General features: G+C 53.4%; 19 protein-coding genes. 4 read left to right on the forward strand and 15 right to left on the reverse strand.

Features of this window, described 5'->3' with window-relative positions:
* Nucleotides 1-87: 87 nt before the first annotated feature.
* A complete protein-coding gene (locus Q2J34_RS02010) occupies nt 88-639 on the reverse strand; it encodes a hypothetical protein (protein WP_300969165.1) in 552 nt (183 codons plus the stop codon).
* Nucleotides 640-798: 159 nt separating this feature from the next.
* Between Q2J34_RS02010 and proS the strand changes: the two genes are divergently transcribed.
* Genes proS through Q2J34_RS02025 form a run of 3 tightly spaced genes read left to right on the forward strand, consistent with a single transcriptional unit; the run spans nt 799 to nt 4318 of the window.
* Entirely contained in the window at nt 799-2283 is a 1485-nt protein-coding gene (gene proS / locus Q2J34_RS02015; RefSeq protein WP_273474722.1) for a proline--tRNA ligase, read from the forward strand.
* Between the two features lie 17 nt (nt 2284-2300).
* The gene (gene queC / locus Q2J34_RS02020) at nt 2301-2954 is read left to right on the forward strand and encodes a 7-cyano-7-deazaguanine synthase QueC (protein WP_300970143.1); all 654 of its coding nucleotides are present in this window, start codon (nt 2301-2303) and stop codon (nt 2952-2954) included.
* 8 nt (nt 2955-2962) lie between these two features.
* Nucleotides 2963-4318, forward strand: a complete 1356-nt coding sequence (locus Q2J34_RS02025) for an ATP-dependent DNA helicase (RefSeq protein WP_300969166.1) — start codon at nt 2963-2965, stop codon at nt 4316-4318.
* Between the two features lie 29 nt (nt 4319-4347).
* Here Q2J34_RS02025 and Q2J34_RS02030 read toward each other — a convergent pair whose 3' ends face one another.
* Complete coding sequence (locus tag Q2J34_RS02030; RefSeq protein ID WP_298887749.1) at nt 4348-5817, reverse strand: metallophosphoesterase family protein; 1470 nt, start codon at nt 5815-5817, stop codon at nt 4348-4350.
* Between the two features lie 220 nt (nt 5818-6037).
* Nucleotides 6038-8611: an alpha-glucan family phosphorylase gene (gene glgP, locus Q2J34_RS02035; RefSeq protein ID WP_298887751.1), complete on the reverse strand. Its 2574-nt coding sequence runs from the start codon at nt 8609-8611 to the stop codon at nt 6038-6040.
* 434 nt (nt 8612-9045) lie between these two features.
* On the opposite strand from glgP, the gene Q2J34_RS02040 reads away from it, so the two are divergent.
* Complete coding sequence (locus Q2J34_RS02040; RefSeq protein ID WP_298887754.1) at nt 9046-10065, forward strand: hypothetical protein; 1020 nt, start codon at nt 9046-9048, stop codon at nt 10063-10065.
* 147 nt (nt 10066-10212) lie between these two features.
* Here Q2J34_RS02040 and Q2J34_RS02045 read toward each other — a convergent pair whose 3' ends face one another.
* The 12 genes from Q2J34_RS02045 to kdd all read right to left on the reverse strand — a co-directional run bounded on the left by Q2J34_RS02045 (nt 10213) and on the right by kdd (nt 22917).
* Nucleotides 10213-11058: a 3-hydroxybutyryl-CoA dehydrogenase gene (locus tag Q2J34_RS02045; protein ID WP_298887757.1), complete on the reverse strand. Its 846-nt coding sequence runs from the start codon at nt 11056-11058 to the stop codon at nt 10213-10215.
* A 57-nt stretch (nt 11059-11115) separates the two neighbouring features.
* Nucleotides 11116-11895, reverse strand: coding sequence for an enoyl-CoA hydratase-related protein (locus Q2J34_RS02050; protein WP_298887760.1), 780 nt, complete (start codon nt 11893-11895; stop codon nt 11116-11118).
* A gap of 17 nt (nt 11896-11912) precedes the next feature.
* Complete coding sequence (locus Q2J34_RS02055) at nt 11913-12923, reverse strand: electron transfer flavoprotein subunit alpha/FixB family protein (protein ID WP_298887763.1); 1011 nt, start codon at nt 12921-12923, stop codon at nt 11913-11915.
* Nucleotide 12924: 1 nt separating this feature from the next.
* On the reverse strand, nt 12925-13710 hold the full coding sequence (locus tag Q2J34_RS02060; protein WP_298887766.1) for an electron transfer flavoprotein subunit beta/FixA family protein: 786 nt from the start codon (nt 13708-13710) through the stop codon (nt 12925-12927).
* A 27-nt stretch (nt 13711-13737) separates the two neighbouring features.
* Nucleotides 13738-14877 carry an acyl-CoA dehydrogenase gene (locus tag Q2J34_RS02065; protein ID WP_297117568.1) on the reverse strand — a complete coding sequence of 380 codons (1140 nt, stop codon included), beginning with the start codon at nt 14875-14877 and terminating at the stop codon, nt 13738-13740.
* 91 nt (nt 14878-14968) lie between these two features.
* Nucleotides 14969-15637 (reverse strand): 3-oxoacid CoA-transferase subunit B, encoded by a 669-nt coding sequence (locus Q2J34_RS02070; protein ID WP_025882796.1) that lies wholly within the window; start codon nt 15635-15637, stop codon nt 14969-14971.
* A 56-nt stretch (nt 15638-15693) separates the two neighbouring features.
* Nucleotides 15694-16491 (reverse strand): lysine 5,6-aminomutase subunit beta, encoded by a 798-nt coding sequence (gene kamE / locus Q2J34_RS02075; protein ID WP_298887776.1) that lies wholly within the window; start codon nt 16489-16491, stop codon nt 15694-15696.
* Complete coding sequence (gene kamD / locus Q2J34_RS02080; protein ID WP_300969168.1) at nt 16488-18059, reverse strand: lysine 5,6-aminomutase subunit alpha; 1572 nt, start codon at nt 18057-18059, stop codon at nt 16488-16490. Before kamD ends, kamE begins: the two co-directional genes overlap by 4 nt.
* On the reverse strand, nt 18046-19449 hold the full coding sequence (gene kamC, locus Q2J34_RS02085; protein ID WP_300969169.1) for a lysine 5,6-aminomutase reactivase ATPase KamC: 1404 nt from the start codon (nt 19447-19449) through the stop codon (nt 18046-18048). The genes kamD and kamC overlap by 14 nt, the downstream gene beginning before the upstream one ends.
* Entirely contained in the window at nt 19446-20462 is a 1017-nt protein-coding gene (gene kamB / locus Q2J34_RS02090) for a lysine 5,6-aminomutase reactivase subunit KamB (protein ID WP_300969170.1), read from the reverse strand. Before kamB ends, kamC begins: the two co-directional genes overlap by 4 nt.
* Before the next feature lie 53 nt (nt 20463-20515).
* The gene (kamA, locus tag Q2J34_RS02095) at nt 20516-21781 is read right to left on the reverse strand and encodes a lysine 2,3-aminomutase (protein WP_296929724.1); all 1266 of its coding nucleotides are present in this window, start codon (nt 21779-21781) and stop codon (nt 20516-20518) included.
* Between the two features lie 92 nt (nt 21782-21873).
* Nucleotides 21874-22917: an L-erythro-3,5-diaminohexanoate dehydrogenase gene (gene kdd / locus Q2J34_RS02100; RefSeq protein WP_300969171.1), complete on the reverse strand. Its 1044-nt coding sequence runs from the start codon at nt 22915-22917 to the stop codon at nt 21874-21876.
* Nucleotides 22918-22957: the final 40 nt, after the last annotated feature.

The following is a 22957-nucleotide window of genomic DNA, read 5'->3' on the forward strand; positions in this document are numbered from 1 at the left end:
ATCTACAACAGATACAGTCTGATAGGGATGGAATAAGTAGTCAGAGTGACTGACTCCCGGGGTACTAAAGGTTACAGCACATCCTTCTCAAAACTTCACTCTGAAGGTAGTATAGTACCAAAACTCCTCTGAATCTAGCTTCTGATATGGGGGTAAGAAGAGCTCTACCGATTTGAATCCTGTGTAGGAGATCAGTCGTGTCACATCATTGTAGTTATACTCAGTCGTCTCCATCTGCGCTCTAATCGTTCCTACAAGCTTATCCCCACGAGACACTAATATGTCTGCCTCAAAAGTTTCTTTCTGATGAGACCATGCCGCAGGATCTTGAACTGGTGGTTGTGGCGTGGGAGACATCATTGTACCGATACGTAGCACGATCTCATTACCCTTCTGATACTCACTTAAGTCGTGGTATTGACCTGTCTCAACTCTTCGAACCTGTACATGCAGCTCATCTGTGGGGACAACCTCAGGAGTTAGATTGACTATCCTAAAGGAGATACAGGAAGCTATAGGGGGGTTATTGGGAGTTGGTCCATCGCAAGAGCTAAGTAGCCCTAGGATAAGCAGGCTTGCAACTAGGGTAAAAACCTTAGCACTGGTCATTAGTATTTCGGATAAATGCTTAGTCGACATATTCTTCAGGTCTGAAGTGATTTGGTTTCTAGGAGCAAAGGTACACAAGCTTCTCTAAAAGGCAAGTGCCAAGATTCTCCTGCGAGGACACTGACTACTAGTCTCTAATCGCTAAAAGCATTACCTTTGCCAATAGAATAAATTAGATAGACTAGCATCATGGCTAAAAAAGAGATCAAAGAACTCACACCACGTGACGAAAACTACTCACAGTGGTACCAAGATATCGTCGTAAAGGCCGGACTGGCTGAGAACTCCTCCGTGCGTGGCTGTATGGTCATCAAGCCCTACGGCTACGGCATCTGGGAAAAGATGCAGCAAGACCTCGATCGCCGATTTAAGGAGACGGGACACAGCAACGCTTACTTCCCGCTCTTTATCCCTAAGAGCTACCTCAGCCGCGAGGCGGAGCATGTCGAGGGCTTTGCCAAGGAGTGTGCCGTCGTGACGCACTACAGACTGCGTACCAACGAGGCGGGCGATGGCGTAGAGGTAGACCCCAATGCGAAGCTCGAGGAGGAGCTGATCGTTCGTCCGACGAGTGAGACGATCATCTGGAGTACCTACAAGAACTGGATCCAGAGCTACCGCGACCTGCCTCTACTCTGTAATCAGTGGGCCAACGTGGTGCGCTGGGAGATGCGTACGCGTCTCTTCCTTCGCACGGCTGAGTTCCTCTGGCAAGAGGGTCACACGGCACATGCTACCCAAGAGGAGGCAATCGCTGAGGCGCGCAAGATGATTGGTGTCTACGAGGACTTCGCCCGTGAGATGCTGGCACTGCCGGTTATCGTTGGAGTCAAGAGTGAGACCGAGCGCTTCGCTGGAGCTATCGACACCTACACCATCGAGGCTATGATGCAGGATGGTAAAGCTTTGCAGTCTGGTACTTCGCACTTCCTAGGACAAAACTTCGCCAAGGCGTTTGACGTTACCTTCCTCGATAAGGAAGGCAATCGTGACTACGTCTGGGCTACCTCGTGGGGCGTATCCACACGTCTCGTCGGTGCACTCATCATGGCACACAGCGACGACAACGGACTGGTGCTGCCGCCACGCATTGCACCTATTCAGGTGGTCATCGTGCCGATCTACAAGAGCGAGGAGGAGCTGCAACGCATCCACGAGACAGCCGACAAGATCGTCAGCGAGCTACGTCAGCATGGCGTATCGGTTCAGATTGATGACAACGACAATAAGAAGCCCGGGTGGAAGTTTGCGGAGTATGAGATGAAGGGTGTCCCCGTACGTCTTGCTCTCGGTATGCGCGACCTGGAGCATGGCACCGTCGAGGTGGCTCGTCGTGACACACTCACCAAGGAGACCATGCCACTAGAGGGCATCTCTGCACATATTGAGCAGCTACTTGAGGATATCCAGAGCAATCTTTACAACCGCTCGCTCCAGTCCCTCAAGGATCGCACCTACATCTGCGACAGCTACGATGAGTTCAAGGAGCGCATCGAGGACGGCGGCTTCTTCCTCTGCCACTGGGACGGCACAGCCGAGACGGAGGCACGTATCAAGGAGGAGACCAAAGCAACGATCCGCTGCATACCTCGTGACATACCCTCAGAGCCTGGTCGCTGTATGGTGACTGGTCGCCCCTCTAAGTGCCGGGTCATCATCGCTCGCTCTTACTAAGACATAAGACAATGAAAATGCGCAATTCACTGATCGCACACTCAGGCGGTGTGGATAGCACGACGCTCCTCTACGAGTATCGTGAGGAGGTGGCTTGTGCTGTGGGCTTCGACTACGGCTCCAAGCACAATGCTCGTGAGCTGGCCGCCGCCAAGGCTATCTGCCGTGAGCTAGAGATACCCTACCTAATCATCCCACTCGCCTTCATCGAGGAGTACTTTCGCAGTGACCTTCTCCTCTCGGGTGGCGAGATGCAGCTCGGGGACTATTCTGAGGAGAATATAAGCTCGACGGTGGTACCCTTTCGCAATGGTATCATGCTGAGCGTCCTCGCAGGGTTGGCCGAGAGCCGAGACTTGCAGCAGGTACTCATAGCCAACCACTTTGGCGACCACGCCATCTACCCAGACTGTCGTGAGAGTTTTGTCAAGCCTATGGGCGAGGCGATCACGGCTGGCACCAGCAATGGAGTCAAGCTGGTGGCACCCTACACGAAGCTCACGAAAGCTGAGATCGTAGCTCGGGGCACTCGTCTTGGGGTGCCTTACGGCAAAACGTACAGTTGCTATCAAGGGGGCGAGCGTCACTGCGGACGCTGCGGCACCTGTCGGGAGCGGCACGAGGCTTTTGTAGCAAACGGACTGGAGGACCCGACGCTTTACGAGGAGTAGGTAGCGGTATGCTCGTTATCCCAGAAGCTTTCGATCAGAACAATGCCGAGCAGATGTCTGCCCTGCAATGTTTGGAGCAAACCTCTATGAGTCTCTTCCTGACAGGTAGTGCGGGAACGGGCAAGTCCTACTTCCTGCAGCACTACTGCGAGGTAACTCACAAGAAGTTTGTCAAGCTGGCTCCGACGGGCCTCGCTGCGCTCAACATCCATGGGCAGACGATCCACAGCTTCTTCCGGCTACCGCTAGCACCGCTGACAGATGCCAACCATACCTCCGCCATCACACGCCGCTACCGCAAGGACAAGCGGGAGCTCATCCGTCAGCTCGATCTGATCATCATCGACGAGATCTCGATGGTGCGATGCGACCTGCTAGATGCCATGGATCGTATCCTGCGCAGCGTGAGGCACAGTCGGGTGCCCTTTGGGGGTGTGCAGCTCCTCATGGTGGGCGACCCATTTCAGCTACCGCCAGTCACGACAACAGCCGATCAGGAGGAGATGCAGCGCGCCTACCCTGAGAGCGACGGCTTTTACTTCTTTGAGGCGCACGCCTACGCTACACTGGCACCTATCTCCATAGTCCTACGTCGCATGTATCGTCAGAGCGATCAGCACTTCGTCTCCGCACTTGAGGAGATCCGTCTAGGACGTGTCAGCGATGACACGGTCGCCCTGCTCAACAGCCGCGTCTCCCCGCAGTGGCAGGAGGAGCTACTCCAGAGCGACCAGCATGCGGTGCTACTCTTCTCTCACAGAGCCAATGTGGAGACGTACAACCAGTCTCGCTGCGCCCAGCTTGATGCCAAAGAGGTAACCTTCCGAGGCAAGCTCAAGGGCAAGATCCCCGCCTCTGCGCTGCCCGTCCCCGAAGAATTTTCGCTCAAGGTGGGGACCCAGGTGATGCTCGTGAGCAACCACCCCGACGGAGCGTGGGTCAACGGCACGACGGGCGTCATCACGAAGCTCGTCGGCGGGACTATCGGCGACATCACGGAGCCGTATGCCAAGGTGAAGACGCCCGATGGCGAGACTATCATCGTCACGCCACACACCTGGTCGCAGGTGGACTACGACTACGACGAGGAGAAGGGAGAGATCGTCGAGCGACAGACCGGCTCCTACACGCAGCTACCGCTCATCGTCGCTTACTCTATCACAGTACACAAAGCGCAGGGGCAAACGTGCGACCAAATCGTGGTCGACCCAAGTCGCTTCTTCGCCCCAGGACAAGGGTACGTCGCCCTCAGTCGCTGTCGTACGCTCGAGGGGCTGACACTCACACAGCCGCTCAAGCCACATAACCTACGCACCGCCCCCTCGGTACTACAGTTCTACCGAAAGATCCTTTCGCACGTCTAGCCCAAAGACTAAAGAAGCAATCCTATATTCTATGGCTTGCTCTTGGCAAGTCTTTGTCGATCCAGGCGAGCGGTGTGATCGTAAGGCAGCGATACGTTATTGTCCGACTCTGAGGTGTCGTATAGAGCCGTCTCAAAGAGCTCTATCTGCTGAGTTAGCGATGGCACCAATCCTTGGATCAACCCCTTCGTCTGATCAAAGAGATCACCCGGATATGGCTCCGTCATCCTTGCCGTACTATCTGGATTGTGATGCAGGCCCCGCTCGTCACCTTGCAGGTGATTTGCATAGATCTCCATAAATAGAGGCTTTAGCTCTGGTATAGCCTGCTCTATCACTTCTTTATAAGGAGCTATAACCGAAGCACTATCCTGACTCTCTAGATGCTCCGTGAGGAAGCGTACTAAATCGTTCATCCCAAGCTCCAGGTGCTGATAAGCGTAGTCCTGCAAAGAGATCGTACCTTCTGAAGCTCTCTGAGAGGGCATCGCTAAGGCGATCTGACGAGAGGATATACGTAGCTCTGTCGGGGTGACCTCAACCAAACGATATGGACAGGGGTATGTGACTGTGGATCCAGTCTCTATGTCATGTATGACGCTCTGGTTGTAGCTCTTGGCTGCGATGTCCTGAGCATGAAAGTGTCCCGTGAAGACATACTGCAGACCAGCCTCGGCGAGTCGCTCTGCGATGCGATCATAATCCTGTATCAGATACTCCTTAGCCAGTAGCGACTGCCCCGGGAAGTGCTCTACGATGCCATGATGCATCATCGCTATGACCTGCTTGCCCTGAGCATTGGCTTGTCGCACTTGATCCTCGATCCACTGGATGCGTTCCTCATCAAGACGGCCAGCCGTCGTGGGGTAGTTATTGGCGATATTGTCATCGTACTGACAAGCATCGATGCCGATGACGCGTAGCCCTGGGAGTGGCTCTGACACATAGCAGAGCGCCGGTCCTCTCGAGATACTTGAGGAGGCGTCATACCCGTATGGTGCCATAATCTGGACAAACTGATCGGGAGTAACATGCTCCGTAGCAGTCGTATGATCCCCTAGGTAGATCTGAGCAAGGGGATTGTTAATGTCATGATTACCAGGCACAACAAGCACCTTGATACCAGCCGCTGTGAGTCGATCTAGCCGCTGCGTGAGGTAACGATAGCTAGCCAGCTCACCATCCTTCGTGAGGTCTCCACAGATGAGGAAGAGATCAGGACGTATCTCTAGTGCCTCCTTTATTAACTGATCAAAGATCTGCACACTCTCGAGGAGCAGCTTACGATCGCTACGTAATGTCTCCTCAAAGGCAGGGCCCTCCTGAACGACTAGCTCAGGAGCCATAATGTGTGGATCGCTACAGACGAGGAGCGTGTACTGCGACTTCACACTGAGCGGGGGACGCTCAGCCCACCCCTCTAGTGGGAGGGCTAGCAAGATGATGGCGCTAATGAGTAGCGTGACAAGTCGTGTGAGGGATTGTGTTTTTTGCTTCATAGTAGATTACGATATATTGCGTTTCCTAGATTGTCTACGCGAAGGTATCGTCTGTCGATTGCCCCTTCGTTGTCTTTTTGCTACCAATAGGTTATCATAAGAATATCTGAATAAAAGCAGAGGACTCAACCGCCCCGATTCAGCGATTGAGTCCTCTCATTATTTATTTCAAAACTTGCTACCTGATCATGGCCAAAAGCTAACAGCCAAAGGCCATCACTCAGAACGAGATCCAGCGGACGTAAGCGAAGTCCATCAGATGAGGCAGCTCCGGCAGATAAGGACGCAGACGCACCGCTATCTGATATTTGCCTGGCTGAGCCGATGGCACCGTTAGCTCATAGGTGCGGATCGTCCCCAAGCGTGGCATCACCTCGTGAAAGAGATCCTTGCCCACATACTGCACTTCGCCCGTCAGATCGTCCCGAGTCGTAACAATCAGCTCGGCAACGAGATCAGCCTCCACTTGCCCCGCATCAATCGTCACCCTAAAGGTCGGATCGCTATGCTGGCCGTTGTAGTTTGGCTCTCGCATGACCCCCTCGAAGGTCGCCTCCTGCACGGTGATCGTATCCCACGTGGCAGCGACCCGTTGCTTCCAAGCCACTATATTACGAGCCTGCTGGTAGCCCTGATGCTCTAGCAGCTCGGAGCGTACTGCCAACTTATTGTAGAGGCGCTCGTAGTAGTCGTCCAGCATGCGACGCATCGTAAAGTGTGGCGCGATGTAGAGCATCGAGCGCTTGATATAGTCTACCCAGCGATCCGAGCAACCAGTCGGCATGTCGGCATAGTAAGTAGGTACGATCTCCTGCTCTATGAGCTGATAGATCGTCATGGCATCAAGCTGATCCTGCAGATGCGGATCCGTGTAGGTACGCTCTGCCGAGAGTGCCCAGCCGGCACCCTCCTTGTACCCTTCGTACCACCAGCCATCCAGCACGGAGAGATTGAGGACTCCGTTCATCTCTGCCTTTTCGCCAGAAGTACCAGAGGCCTCCATGAGGCGTGTCGGGTTGTTGAGCCATACATCGACACCTGGGATAAGCGTCTTGGCAAGCGCTATGTCGTAGTCGGGCAGGAAGATGATTTTACCGACAAACTGCGGCATACGACTCACCTCTATGATACGCTTGATAAGTGCCTGCCCACCACCATCAGCCGGGTGCGCCTTGCCCGCAAAGATAAAGCGAACGGGATGCTCTTTGTTGTCCAGGATCTTAGCCAAAGCCTCTAGATCCTCAAAGAGCAGGTGAGCACGCTTATAAGTAGCGAAGCGTCGTGAGAAGCCTATGTAAAGGGCCCGCTCCTCTAGTTCGTCGAGCGTTGCCTTAGCAAGCTGTGGCGGAAGGCCTATCTCTCCGTGAGTCTCTATGATCGTGTTCTGTATGTGCTGTATCAGTCGTCTCTTGAGTCGCTGACGTATCTGACGTATCTCCTCACTCGGCACGCTCATGATCTTAGCCCACATCTCCTCTTGAGACTGATGGTTCAGGTAGTCAGCACCGAAGTGACGGACGAAGAACTGCTGCCACTCAGGCGCTGCCCAGGTAGGCAGGTGCACCCCATTCGTTACATAGGAGACGTGGCTCTCCTCGGGGAAAAAGCCCTCCCATACAGGAGCAAACATACGCTTCGACACATCGCCATGAAGCTTGCTCACGCCATTGGCCTCCTGCGAAGTATGTAGTGCCAAGACGCTCATGGAGAACTTACCGCCGCTCCCGTGGCTATCCTTGCCTAGCTGGATAAACTCATCACGAGAGATACCCAGACGACTATAGAAGGGCGTGAAGTAACGATCTATCAAAGCATCCTCAAAGTAGTCATGCCCCGCTGGCACAGGCGTATGCACCGTATAGAGCGAAGAAGCGCGCACCACCTCCAGTGCCACGTCACAGGGCAAGCCCCTATCCTCCACTAGATTGACCAGTCGCTCCACATTCATAAAGGCCGCATGACCCTCATTCATATGGTACACATCACACGTGATGCCGAGCTGCTTGAGGAGCATCGTACCACCGATACCTAGGAGGTACTCCTGACGGAGTCGATTCTCCCAGTCACCACCATAGAGGCTGTGGGTAATGCTCTTCGCCAGACCCCCATTCTCAGGCACATCCGTGTCTAGCAGATAGAGCGACACGCGACCTACCGGCACACGCCACACCTGACAAGCCACGGGCAGCGAAGCCATCTCCAGATGTAGTGTCAGACGCTCACCACGCTCGTTGAGTACGGGCTCAAGGGGCAGATTGTGAAAGTTTTGCGGCACATAGTGCGCCACCTGATTACCACTTGGGTCAAGGCTCTGTGTGAAGTAACCGTAGCGATAAAGGAGCCCCACGGCGGTGAGCCGAACGTTGCTATCGCTCGCCTCCTTGACATAGTCACCCGCGAGGATGCCTAGGCCACCCGAGTAAATGTGTAGCGTATTGCTAATGCCGTACTCCATGCAGAAGTAAGCGACCGAGGGACGCGTCTCATCGGGACGCTCCTGCAGATAAGCCTGCAGCTCATCATACAGCGCCTGAACCTCTGCGAGGAAGTGCTGGTCCTGGCAAAGCTCCGCTATACGCTCCGCCCCCAGAAGGTGAAGCATCCAGCGAGGATTGCCATCAGTCTGCGCCCATAGCTCAGGGTCGATAGACTGAAAGAGTCGTATCGCCCGTGGTTGCCAAGACCACCATAAGTTCATCGTCAGGTCCTTGAGCGATTGTAGCTCTGCGGGGAGGTTAGATTGGCTGTATATCTCTGTCCACTGCGGTGGATTACTCTTGTATTGTGGTATCATTTGCGTCTATTCTATAGATCCGTCTACCTAAAGACACTGCGAAGGTACGACTATTTCGTGCAATGGCTGTTACGCCATGCCCTCCAGAAGGTTTCCAGCATTGGAAAACTATTTTTCCAGCGTTGGAAAGTAAAGTTTCCAGCGTTGGAAATTTTATTTTCCAAGGCTGGAAAGTTTTTTGGAAAACGTCTCACAACGAGACGTTTGCCCATCCCTGAAGAATGGTTGACTTGTCTTTTGCTAAAACTGAGGGCGGGAGCAAACACTTTGCACATTTAGTGGAAATCGTGTAACTTGCGGACGTAAGCACATAAGTCCGCACTAGTCCATTGCTTTACAATGATTTGCCTTGTGATATTGCTCCCCCTGCACTAGGTACGACCAACCAATAAATACGCTGAGAATCCACAAACTATAACCTAACCACGACAATTATGAGACGTATCACTAGAATCACAGCTACATTAGTTGTTCTCATCTCTAGCCTTTGGGGCCTATCAGCTCAAGAGACTCCGCCCACCCCAAAGACGCATCCAACCATCCCCACCATACAGGCGGGAGCCAAATGGCTGGTCTACAAGGTCACCTTCGGCATATACTGTCAGACCAGTGAAAAGCCTGAACATTGGAACTACTGGAACTCTAGTACAGATCAATACGCTCTGACGAAGCTGGAGACAATAGATGGTAAGACCTACTTTGTCTTAGGTGATGAGACAGACTACGGCTACGCCTACACCTACCTGAGAGAGGATCTACCTGGCGGGAAGATCTATGCACGACACAAGAGTGGCGTCAAAGGAGGGGAGAAAGGTGAAGTCCCTGAGTATGTGCTCTGGGACTATAACCTCAAGGTGGGAGATCAAGTGACCCTTCACGACATTGATGGGTCTACAGCGCTGTATGACCATACGAAAAGTCGCTATACGCTAGTCGTCTCAGCTATTGAGACTAGACACATGTATGATGCTGATCGCTTAGTCTATATTATGAAGGATATGACGGGTATCCCGCTGCCATCTACTGAAATTTACTGGATAGAGGGCATCGGCTACTCCTTTGGCTTTTTATTTACGGGTATTAGGACTGAAGAGAGTACTGGAGGCTATGGCTACGAGACTCGCATACCCCTATGCTATACAGCGCCCAATGGTGATGTGTACCACTTCCACCACTCAGGTATCTGTGAGGCTGTCAATGGCTTTACAGGCAATAAGACGATTGAAGCGTCTAGGACTACACCTCTGGATCTGCAAATCTCTCGAAATCAGCTAGGACTGACCATACGTGTAGCTGACGGTAAGCATCACGATCTGACCATTTATCGTGCTGATGGTACGAAGCTCGTGGAGGCGACCTCCTTTGTCGAGAGCTATGATCTAGCCTTGCCAATGGCTTCTGGGGAGAAGATTCTCGTCGCAGTTGATGACGAGACTATTCCCTACGTCTTATAAGACTATTGACTTTTGCAACAGTTTCTTTTTACAAACCAAACGAGGGAGTACCACCACTGCTGGTGATACTCCCTCGCTGGTAAAGGTGTGTGGCTCTAGTGCTTAGCTTTGGGCTTGATGCGGTAGAGCTACCACTAAGAGGACTGACTACTTAGAGTAGTCGTAGAAGCCCTTGCCACTCTTGCGTCCGAGCTGCCCAGCACGAACCATCTTGCGGAGCAAGGGATGTGGACGATACTTGGGGTCTGCATACTCGTTGTTGAGCACCTCCATGATGGCTAGGCAGACGTCTAGACCGATGAAGTCACCCAGTGCGAGCGGTCCCATGGGGTGATTAGCACCGAGCTGCATAGCGGTATCGATCTCCTCAACGGTGGCTACGCCATCGGCATACTCTCCGATAGCCTCGTTGATCATCGGGATGAGGATACGATTGACTACAAAGCCTGGAGCCTCGCTCACCCTGACGGCAGTCTTGCCAAGCTTCTCACAGAGTGTGAGTGTAGCCTCGAGGGTCTCCTCAGAGGTGCACTGACCGCTGATGACCTCGACGAGCTTCATGACAGGTACGGGGTTGAAGAAGTGCATACCGATGACCTGCTCAGGACGCTTGGTGACGCTGGCTAGCTCGGTGATGCTGAGCGAAGAGGTGTTTGTAGCAAAGATTGCTGAGGGCTTTACGAGACCATCGATCTCGCGAAGTATCTCTTTCTTGACCTCCATCTCCTCAGAGATAGCCTCGATGACTAGATCAGCCTGAGCGATGTCGGCGTAGTCGGTCGTGACGGTGATACGTCCGATGATCTGGTCAGCGTCCTCGGCGGTCATCTTGCCCTTCTCGACGAGACGGGTAAGCCCTTTGTTCATACGTTGCATAGCACGGTCTAGTGACTCGTTGCTACGTCCTTTCATCGTGACGGCGAGACCCTTCTGCGCCATCGTCTGCACGATGCCTGCACCCATGGTGCCATTGCCTAATACGACTATTTTCATAGAGTTATTGGTTTGAAATAGAGCGTGCCACAGGAGTGCGACACGCTCTAGTGAGTTTTAGAATTGTGGTTTGCGCTTCTCTAGGAAAGCGGACATACCCTCGCGCTGCTCGGGATGTGCGAAGGCGTTGCTAAAGAGATCGTTCTCAATGGCAATGCCTGTATCGATATCACTCTGCAGCCCCCTATTGATAGCTCGCTTAGAGATCGCTACGGCGTGTGGCGACTTGCTTGCTATCTCCTCTGCCAGCTCGGTCACGGTGGGCATGAGTGCGTCAGGCTCTACGACACGGTTGACCAGTCCTAGAGTGAGTGCCTCGTCGGCCTTGATGACACGTGCGGTGTAGATGAGCTCCTTGGCGGCGCCTGCCCCGATGAGACGGGGTAGACGCTGTGTGCCACTGAAGCCTGGGGGGATGCCTAGACCGACTTCGGGCTGACCAAACTTAGCCTTGTCACTGGCGATGCGTAGGTCGCACGCTAGGGATAGCTCGCAGCCACCACCGAGTGCAAAGCCGTTGACGGCTGCTATGACGGGGCAGTAGAGTAGCTCTACCTTGCGAAAGACACGAGCACCACGCTCACCGAAGGCGAGTGCCTCCGGGGGCGTTAGCTCTGCCATCTCGGCTATGTCAGCCCCCGCAACGAAGGAGCGTCCGGCTCCAGTGATGACGAGGACGCGCACGGTGCGCTCCTGAGCTATCTGATCGATGACGATCTCTAGCTCACTGAGTACCTGCGTAGAGAGTGCGTTGAGTGCTTCGGGGCGATCGATCGTTAGGGTACCGATCTGCCCATTGGCACTGACACTATAATGTATGGTCTGGAAGTCTGTCATGGCAGTGTAGGGTGTTTTTACTTCTTGTTAGCTTGAAGCGTCTTGAGACGCTCAGTGAGGACGGGCAGTACCTTGTGCAGGTCGCCTACGATACCGAGGTCGGCAACCTGGAAGATGGGAGCAAACTTGTCCTTGTTGATGGCAATGATATACTCCGACTCCTCCATACCAGCGAGGTGCTGGATGGCTCCTGAGATACCGCATGCGAAGTAGATGTCAGGACGTACGGTCTTACCAGTCTGTCCGACCTGTCTCTCATGCCCGATGATACCAGCATCGACCATAGCACGTGAGGAGGAGACCTCAGCCTTGATGACCTGTGCTAGAGCCTTGAGCTTGTCAAAGCCACCGTCGGTACCTACACCACGTCCGCCAGATACGAGTACGCTAGCCTCGGTGATGTCGACCATGTTCTTGGTCTCGTGCTTCTTGCTGACGAGGCGTACCTTAAAGCGACGCTCGTCAAAGGGTACCTTGACCTCCTCGACCTCGCCGGTGCGTGTCTTGTCGTCAGCCTTGCGACGCATGACGCCTGGGCGTACGGTAGACATCTGAGGCCTATTCTGATCGCAGACGATGGTTGCCATGAGGTTACCACCGAAGGCGGGACGGGTCATCATGAGGTTGCGGTCCTCACCGATCTCAAGTGACGTACAGTCTGCTGTGAGACCTGTGCGTAGACGCGCAGAGAGACGAGGAGCAAGGTCACGCCCGATGGTGGTAGCACCAAAGAGGACGATCTCAGGCTTGTAAACGGTGACGAGGTGATAGACAGCCTGTGCGTACTGCTCGGTGAGATAATCCTTGAGATTGGGATCATCGACGACTAGTACACGATCAGCACCTGCATGGATGAGCTGGTCTGATAGCCCCTTGACCTGATAGCCACATAGGATGGCGGTGACCTGCTCGTTGATCTGATCGGCTAGATCACGAGCCTTGCCGATGAGCTCAAAGGCTACATTCTGGATGACGCCTTCGCGTTGCTCAGCGAAGACTAGAATTCCTTTATACTGTGTCTTATCCATATCAGATGATGAATTTCTCTTTAAGTTTCTCGATAATCAAATCAGCAGCCTCCTCAGGTGTCAGCTCCTCGTAGAGAGTACCCATAGCCTTGGCACCCTTGGTAAAGGACTTCTTGACACGCGTAGGAGAGCCCTTGAGTCCTAGACGCTCCTCCTCAACGGGGAAGCTGTCAGCCGTCAGCGTGGTGATCTCCTTGTCAAAGGCGGTCATGATGTCGGGGACATTCATATAGCGAGGCTCATAAGCAGATGCTAGGAAGGTGAGCATACAGGGAGTCTCGACCTCTAGGGTCTCGTGTCCCTCCTCGACGTTGCGCATGACGGTCAGAGTCTTCTTGCCATCATAGTCTACATGCTCTACGTAGGTGATCTGAGGCAGGTCTAGCTGCTCAGCGATCTGAGGACCTACCTGTGCTGTATCTCCATCGATAGCCTGACGTCCTGCGAGGATGATATCGTAGTCAAGCGTCTTGAGTGCATGAGAGATGGTATAGCTGGTGGCGAGGGTATCGGCACCTCCGAAGCGACGATCTGAAATGAGGTAGCCCTTGTCACAACCCATAGCAAATGCCTCACGGATGATAGCGGTAGCCTGGGGAGGTCCCATAGTGATCACGCTGACCTCAGCGCCATACTGATCCTTGAGGAGCAGAGCCTGCTCGAGTGCCCCCTTATCGTCGGGGTTCATAATGCTGGGTACGCCATCACGGATCAGAGTGCCCTTGACGGGGTCGAGCTTGATCTCAGTGGTATCGGGTACCTGCTTGATACATACTATAATCTTCATATGTCTAATAAGTGTCCTAAGGGGTCATTACTTGAGTAGGTGCGCTGCGATAACCATACGCTGTACCTCGCTGGTACCCTCGTAGATCTCGGTAATCTTAGCATCACGCATCATGCGCTCTACTGGATACTCACGGGTGTAGCCGTAGCCACCGTGGAACTGTACAGCCTTTGTCGTCATATCCATAGCGGTCTCAGCGCAGAAGAGCTTAGCCTCGGCTGCCTCTAGGTTGTAAGAGAGACCATTGTCCTTGCACCACGCTGCACGACGTACGAGCAGGCTAGCGCAGTCGATACGAGCCTTGAGGTCTGCTAGCTGGAACTGTGTGTTTTGGAACTTGGCAATGCTGCGACCAAACTGCTTGCGCTCCTTGGTATACTTGACAGTCTCGTCCATAGCACCACGAGCGATACCGAGTGCCTGAGCTGCGATACCGATACGTCCGCCATCGAGGGTGTGCATGGCTACCTTGAAGCCACCGCCCACCTTGCCTAGGAGACGATCCTTGGGGATGCGGCAGTTCTCCATAATCAGCTCGCACGTAGCAGAGCCACGGATACCGAGCTTGAGCTCATGCTTACCGACAGAAAAGCCGGGGTCGTCCTTCTCAACGATAAAGGCAGAGATACCCTTGTTGCCCTTGCTCTTGTCCGTCATGGCAAAGATGATATAGACGTGAGCGTACTCAGCATTGGTGATAAAGATCTTATTACCATTGAGTATATAGCACTCCTCCTCCTCGACAGCAAAGGTCTGCTGTGCAGAAGCGTCTGTACCAGCATTGGGCTCCGTGAGACCAAAGGCACCGATCCACTCACCTGAAGCTAGCTTAGGGAGGTAGTGCTGCTTCTGCTCCTCTGTACCAAAGCTCATGATAGGATCACAGCATAGTGATGTGTGAGCAGAGACGACAACGCCTGTGGTAGCACAGACACGGCTGAGCTCCTCGACAGCCATCGTGTAGATCTGTACGGTAGAGCCTGCGCCTCCGTACTCCTTGGGAATGGGGATACCCATGATGCCCAGCTTGCTCATCTTCTGAACAGTCTCAATGGGGAAGCGCTCCTGCTCATCGATCTCTGCAGCGAGAGGCTTGACCTCTTTCTCTGCAAACTCTCTGATCATTTGCAAGAATAGCTCCTCTTGTGGGGTCTTACTAAAGTCCATAGTTTGAAATATGATTGTCTATAATAGTGTGTTGTTGCTTGATAAGGCCTGCCGCCCGAAGACGGCAGGCTCTAAGGGTAGTGTCGTAAGACTACTGACGCATGGGCTTGACATCGTCCACGTAGTGTAGCGTAGCCTCGGTGGCTGCCTCTATCTCCTCACGTGTGACGCCGTCACGGATCTCTGTGACGTAGAGTCCCTGACCCTTGCGTACCTCGATGACGCATAGCTCGGTGATGATGAGGTCTACCTGACCAGCTGCTGTGAGTGGTAGGGTACACTTCTTGAGGATCTTAGCCTTGCCCTTTGCAGTGTGGGTCATAGCAAGGATCACCTTGCGTGTACCTACGAGCAGATCCATAGCACCACCCATACCGGGGGCGAGCTTGCCAGGGATAATCCAGTTAGCTAGGTCACCAGCCTCATCGACCTGTAGTGCGCCGAGGATGCTGACATCTACGTGACCTCCACGGATGATACCGAAGGAGGTAGCACTGTCGAAGGTGGCAGCCTCTGGTACAGCGGTGATAGCACCACCACCAGCATTGATCCAAAGGGGATCCTCCTGGCCTGGAGCAGGAGCACCACCCATACCGATCATACCATTCTCAGACTGTAGCATCACATGCACATCTGGCTTGAGATAGTTGGGTACCATCGTGGGTAGACCGATGCCGAGGTTGACGACATCGCCATCCTTTAGTTCTAGGGCTACGCGCTTGGCGATAACCTCTCTGACTTGATTCTTGTCTAGTTCCATATCGTATTATACCTTGATTTATATTACTTCTTACTTTGCGGAGCCAAGTGGGTATATTACTTACCCGCAGCCTCTTTACGACGCACGATCTCCTGACAGATAAACGACGCTACATCGTCGGCAAAGGTATTAGCTCCAAAGCCAGCGTCAAAGCCTAGCTCCTTAGCCAGCTCGTGCGAAATACGTGGACCGCCACAGATGACGATCATCTTGTCGCGTAGCCCCTCGGCCTCGATGAGCTCGATGAACTCGGTCATGTTCTTGATGTGTACATCCTTTTGCGTGACCGTCTGGGAGATGAGCAGGGCATCGGCATTCATCTCGATACCCTTGGCGATGAGCTCCTCGTTGGGCACCTGACTACCGAGGTTGTAAGCGTCTATCATGTCGTAGCGCTCCAGGCCGTAGTGACCTGCGAAGCCCTTCATATTCATGATCGCATCGATACCTACCGTGTGCGCATCGGTTCCCGTGCTAGCTCCTAGTACCACCAGCTTGCGCCCGATGTGGGTGCGGATGTACTCGTCGGTCTCCTCCATGCTCCAGGTGGTCGACTCGACCTTGGGCACGTAAATATTGGAGTAGTCAACCGTATGGGTGCAACTACCATAACAATTGAAGAAGGTAAAGCCCTTGGTCAGCTCCTCTGAGAAGACAACCATCGGGTTTTGTAGTCCCATCTCCTTGAGTAGGAGCTTAGCAGCCTCTTCGGCTTCAGCTCCTTTAGGTACAGGCAGCGTGAAGCTCAGCTGTACCTTACCATCGTTCATGGTGTCGCCGTAAGGCTTTACTTGCGAAAGGTCGAGGGTACGGTCAAAGTCCTTCGACTCCATTGAATATAGTCCTCCACTCATAGCTTGCCTTGTATCTTACGGTTCTTCATTAGTTCTAGTGTCGGGTTGTAGTAGCGCTCGCTCTTTGGCTTGACGCCGTCCAACCCACGTCCTCCATCGAGAGGTCGCTTGATATCTGCAAAGATACCCTTAGAGAGCGCGGTAAAGAGTCCCTCGCCCTTGATCTCCTCGAGGAGGTCTAGCGTCTTGTCTAGCACCTCACGAGCACGACTCTGGATGATACCACCCTCCTTAAACTCAACCTCGTCACCGATGGAGCGCATATTGTTGAAGATGTAGCGCGCATTCTCGATCGAGAGGAAGCGGTCACTCATGAAAGGCGTATGGATAGCCTCTGTCGGCATACCGAGGAGCTGTAGTCCCTGATGTGTCCAGATACCTATTATGTTAAAGAGTGCATCCTGTATGTGACCACGGAAGATGTTTCCGGTCATAAACTTCGTAGGAGGCATATACTTGAGTGGAGCCTTGGGGAAGATCTCACGCGTCATCTGAGCCTGCGCCAGCTCGAAGAGGAAGCCGTTTTCGGTCATCGGATCCATCTCGAAGGCGTGTCCTAGACCCATCTGCTCCTCAGGGAGGGCTGCTCGTAGAGCAAACTGCTCATTGATAAAGTCAGACGCTAGCACTGTGTGCGCCTGCTCGATAGCGTCAGCCGTCGTGAGGTAGTTGTCCTCACCCGTATTGATGATGACGCCGGCAAAGCCATTGATCACACGACTCGTGTACTGGTCGATGATCGTACGCTGCATATTGATATCGCGGAAGAGGATACCGTAGAGGGCATCATTGAGCATGACGTCTAGTCCCTCGAAAGCACCCATGATAGCGATCTCTGGCATACAGAGACCCGAACAGTAGTTACAGAGACGTACGTACTTGCCACGCTCCTCGCCTACCTCGTCAAGCGCCTTGCGCATGATGCGGAAGTTCTCCTGTGTAGCATAGGTACCACCGAAGCCCTCGGTCGTAGCACCAAAAGGTACATAGTCGATCAAGCTCTGTCCCGTAGTACGGATCACAGCGATAATGTCAGCACCCTGTCGTGCTGCAGCCTGTGCCTGGATCACGTCCTCGTAGATATTACCCGTAGCGACGATCACATAGAGGTAAGGCTTAGGGCCCTCACCGATCGTCTTGAGGTAGTTCTCACGGCGCTCTCTATGCTCGACGATGCGCTGCATACCCTTGAGGATGTAAGGCTCTAGCACATCGGCTATCTCCTCAGGCTTGCGTGCCGGATAGTGCGTTAAGTTGATCTCGCCACGAGCTACACCCTCAGCGATCTGCTGTGGATCCATGCCCGTAGCCAGCATTGCGTTGGCAAGGTAAAAGAAAACTCCGTCTGAGAGAGCCTCCTGCTCCTTGAGATGTGTCACGACGACGTTGGGCAGAGGCACATCATGCTCGTCTACTCCGTCAATCCCGACGAAGCGACAGAGCGTGCGCTCGACCGTAACAGTCGTATAGCGGTCAACAAAGCTCTGCACCTCCTCGGCGATAGTGCCGGCGGCGCTGCGTGCTTTGTCCACTTTGGCAAAGTCTATACCTACTTTACTTGTCTTCATTCTTTGTTGCTAAGTTCTTTTCGCATAAATCTAATAGCTCCCTATCCATGCCTAGTATCTCTGCTATGCGCAGAGCCTCGTGAGGCGCATCGGTCTGGGTATCCTCTATGAGAGAGTAGTCGATACAACGATTGAGCTGGTTGATCTCGAGTGGCTTGCGTAGACGCTCCTCCACGAAGCCGCGTACTCTCCATCTGTGGCATCGCCCCAAGATGCCACTGTAATGTGTTGTGATGATAGCTCGCACAGCATATTGAGCGAAGAGCTGTACGAGGGCACTCACCAGTGCGTGTCCCTCCTCTGGATTGGTCGTGCGGGCTGGCTCGTCAATGAGTGCTAAGACCTGCTTACCCCCCTTGACCGACTCGATGATTCGGTTGAGGCGTAGCATCTCGGCACCATAGGAAGAGAGCCCCGACTTGATGTCTTGATCATCTCCGATGGAGAAGATCACCTCATCGACTGGCACCAGCTGAGCCTCTTGTGCCGTCACATAGCAGCCAAACTGCATGAGGCACTGCGCCAATCCTATCGAAGCAAGCAAGACGCTCTTACCTGCCATGTTAGCTCCTGTGATGAGCGTAGGCTGATCTGTATAGGAGATCGTCACTGGCTGGAACTTGTCCTGTCGCTCAGCTAGGTGATGAGCTACCTCTGGGTGTATCAGATCTGTCAGCGTGCTCTCGCCAGAGCGTATAGGCTTAGGACGGCAGCAGCTATGTGCCAAAGCCCACTGAGCAATGGCGTGAAGCTTGTCTATCTGTGCCAAAGCCTCTAGAGCCTCCTCTATCTGGTCAGCGTAAGGGTGTAGCGCCTCTGTGAGCCGCTTCCGTACGCGATCCTCTTCGATAGCACATTGGACCGCTAGCTCGTCTCGCTCGGTCTCTTCGGAGGTGCGCTCCATCTGCTTGCGTAGAGAGCGCAACACTGCACTATAGCTGTCGCTAATGTAGAAGCTCGGTAGTCGCTCCCCATCGATATCTAGTATATCCACGACCTCAGTGAGTGTGTGGCACTGTAAGATCTCTAGATGATACTGCTCGGCGAGGCGACGCACCTTCTCCTCGATGAGCGCGAGTCGCTTGATCTCAAAGAGGTCGATATCGCTACAGATGACCTGAGGCTGTCTGATCGTCTCGATAGAGCCCGAGACATTCATCAGTTCGCAGAGATGTATCGCCACCTCTTGCATGCCTTTTTGTTGCTCACGATCAGAGAGGTAGTCTATGTAGCGAGCCACCTCATCCAGTCGCTGCTCGATAGTCTCCACCTCGCTACTCCAGGGCGTAGCCAGCATAGCCATACGTCCTGGAGAAGAGTTGAAGTGCATCTCCTCCACGACATAGCGCAGTCCGCTTATTTGGTCTATACAACTACGTAGGTCTTTCATAGCCTTCTAACATCATATACAGGGACCTCAAGAGCCTCGGATAGACGCCCACACATGCGCTCACTGTCTAGCCGATAGCCTGACGGGGCTAGCGGGTTGAAGGTGACCGCCATGAGCTTACTACTATATAGAGTCTTTATCTCCCTGCCAGTAGCTAGATAACTCTGCACAGCTTGTCCCGATGCAAAGATACGAGTAAAGTCTTTGACCACAAGCTGTCGATGCCGCTTGATGAGCCGTAACTGACTCAGCAGCTTGTCGCTGACCACGCCTGGTACGTAGAGCATATCGCCCTCGGCTAGCCAAGTCGTGTCACGCCACATGTCGGGGGTAAGTGCCGAGGCAAAGCCTGGGTCTACGATAGCCCCCTCAGTTGTTATGAGACGAACCCCCTTGTCCACCTCTGCGAGCTGCTCCGCGAGCTTTCTGTCGGTCAGCTGGGGCAGACGTATCAGGCGCATCAACTCACGCATGCGCTTGATCAACTGCTCGGGCTGAGCCGAGTAAGCACTGCCCGTGGCAAGTACCATACCCTCAGCTACCGAGGGAGATGCTAGTGAGAGACGTGATAGCGCGCCGTCGATGAGTGTCAGATCAACGCCCTCCTGATTCATCCGGGCGACTACACGACGCAGCCCTCCCGTCGAGGGGGGACCCGCTATGAGCGTCTTGCCGATGCCCCGTGCTCGGGCATAGATAAGCCGCCCGATCGAAGAGGAGTAGATGCGATCAATGTCAAATATCTCGGCTGGTAGGAGCTTCTTGCGAAAGAAGTTTTCAGCCGTCACAAAGCGCATCCCGTTGTGCAGGGTTATCTCAGGCTTGTCCGTCTGTGTGACCTGATCACGTAGCTCTCCATCGATGCCTATCGACGTCAGCGCGAGCTGCAGCTCAGGGTGACGCTCTCGTAGCGCACCGAGTATGTAGTTAAGACTTTCCGTCTTACCCACATTCTTGGCAGTCCCTACGATAGCGAGACTCTTGAGTTGAGCTATGTTTGCGATGAATGGCATCAGTCGATAGTTTGATCTAATAGGAGAGCTACGTAATCAAAGGCGTGAGATGCTTATCCCTTGTGAGCTTCGCGCCACTTACGGCTACGCTCCTTGCGGTCTAGATGCTCAGGAGCCATAGCTAGGCGATCACCCGTGAGTAGTCCGTAGACACCCTCGTGGCGTGCCTTCTTACAGTCAGGGCACTGACAGGGCTCCTCCTTGTAGTCGCTAGGCTCTGTGTAGGTCGTGATGACGCCCTCATAGTTGCGTAGCACCACACGGTGAGGCGACTGAGAGATCACATAGTTTGGCATGACAGGCGTCTTGCCTCCACCACCTGGAGCATCTACGACGAAGGTAGGTACAGCATAGCCCGACGTATGTCCGCGTAGAGCCTCGATGATCTCGATACCCTTGGAGACAGGCGTGCGGAAGTGTGAGATACCCTGCGAGAGATCACATACATATATATAGTATGGACGTACGCGCATCTTGACCAACTCATGGACGAGGTGCTTCATGATCGAGGGGCAGTCGTTGATGCCACGTAGTAGCACCGACTGGTTCCCTAGAGGTATACCTGCATTAGCCATGCGCTCGCAAGCCTCACGGCTCTCGCGAGTCACCTCGTTGGGGTGGTTAAAGTGCGTATTGAGCCAGATTGGATGATACTTGCTCAGCATCTGTACTAGCTCAGGTGTGATACGCTGTGGGCATACGACGGGTGTACGTGATCCGATACGGATGATCTCTACATGAGGGATAGCGCGTAGACGCTGTATGATGTACTCCAGCATCTTGTCGCTGACCATGAGTGCGTCACCACCAGAGAGGAGTACGTCGCGTACCTCAGGTGTCTGCTCGATATACTCGATACACTTCTCGATGCGCTCCTTAGGCGAGGCTGCATCCTTCTGTCCTGCGAAGCGACGACGCGTGCAGTGACGACAGTACATAGAGCACATATCGGTTATCAGGAAGAGGACACGATCAGGATAGCGGTGTGTTAGTCCTGGCACGGGTGAGTCCTCATCCTCGCTCAGAGGGTCTAGCTGATCCTCAGGGCTTACATGTAGCTCATTGATCGTAGGGATCGACTGCTTACGTACAGGATCGTTAGGGTCATTGGGGTCGATCAAGCTCAGGTAGTAAGGCGTGATAGCCATACGGATCGTCTTGAGCGACTCACGTACACCCTCCTCCTCTTCGGGTGTTAGCTTGATATACTTCTTAAGCTGGTCAAGTGTCTCGATGCGGTTACGCACCTGCCAGTGCCAATCATTCCAATCAGCGTCAGAGACTTCAGGAAAGAATTCCTTTCTTCTGCTTTCGTTCATTGTGTGTGTGATTGATAGGGGATTGAATTTCGACTTGTAAAGAGTAAGAGATTAGAGCGTCTTGGATGCGCTCTAATCTCTTATCCATTCACTTAAGCGTATAGCTCAGTGAAGATCTTGCGTAGAGCCTCACACTCACGGAGCTCCTGCAGTGTGATCTCGGCGTGACCCTTGGTGTAACCGTTACCTACGATCATCGTCACATCCTTACCGACACCCTCAGCACCGAGAGCAGCCTTGGTAAAGCTCGTAGCCATAGAGAAGAAGTAGACGACACCATCATCCTTCGTGCAGAGGATGCTGGTCATCTCTGTATCGGTGATGTTGACATTATTGATTGTGACATCACACATCTTGCCGTCTGTGAGCTTCTCGATCTCCTCCATGACAGGTACAGGCTGTGTTGCATTGGCTGAGAAGACGTAGTCGCAGAAGCCGAGAGCCTTCAGACGATCCGTACTACGCTGTGAGTGGCATAGTCCGATTACCTTACCCGTGACACCAGCACGCTTCTTAGCCTCGTAGCAGCAGAGCATACCGCTCTTACCACCAGCCCCGATGATCAGCACAGTGTCGCCAGGCTTGACGAGCTTAGCCACCTGAGCAGGAGCACCAGCCACGTCTAGAGCTGAGAGTGCGAGATTCTCGGGCAGATCTTCGGGGATCTTAGCATAGATACCGCTCTCGAAGAGGATAGCCTTACCATCGATGTCGACCTGGTCGATGTCGGGACGGATATCCTTGATCTTGTCGATGCGTAGAGGAGTCAGAGAGAGAGATACGAGGGTAGCGATCTTGTCGCCCTCCTTGAGGTCTATCTTACCCTTGAGGGCATCACCTATCTTCTCGACAGTACCGAGTAGCATACCACCAGAGCCTGTGACTGGATTGCGGTGCTTACCTTGCTTCTCGACGATGCCCATCATGATCTCGGCGATCTTTGCCTTGTCGCCACCAGCCTGCTCCTCGATCTGCGTGAAGCTAGCTGAGTCGATGTTTAGCGTCTGTACATCGATGAGGATCTCGTTGTCGTAGATCTCATCCATGTTGTTGTCGATCTTGTCTGCGGGCTGTGGTAGTACGCCCTTAGGGGAGATGACACGGTGCGTGCCATACTTGTTTCCTTTCTTCTGCATATAAAAGTTGATATGATTGATTGTGTGATTGTATTAGTAA

Origin of the sequence: Porphyromonas vaginalis (genome assembly GCF_958301595.1) — a bacterium.
In the GTDB taxonomy this organism is placed as follows: Bacteria; Bacteroidota; Bacteroidia; order Bacteroidales; family Porphyromonadaceae; genus Porphyromonas; species Porphyromonas vaginalis.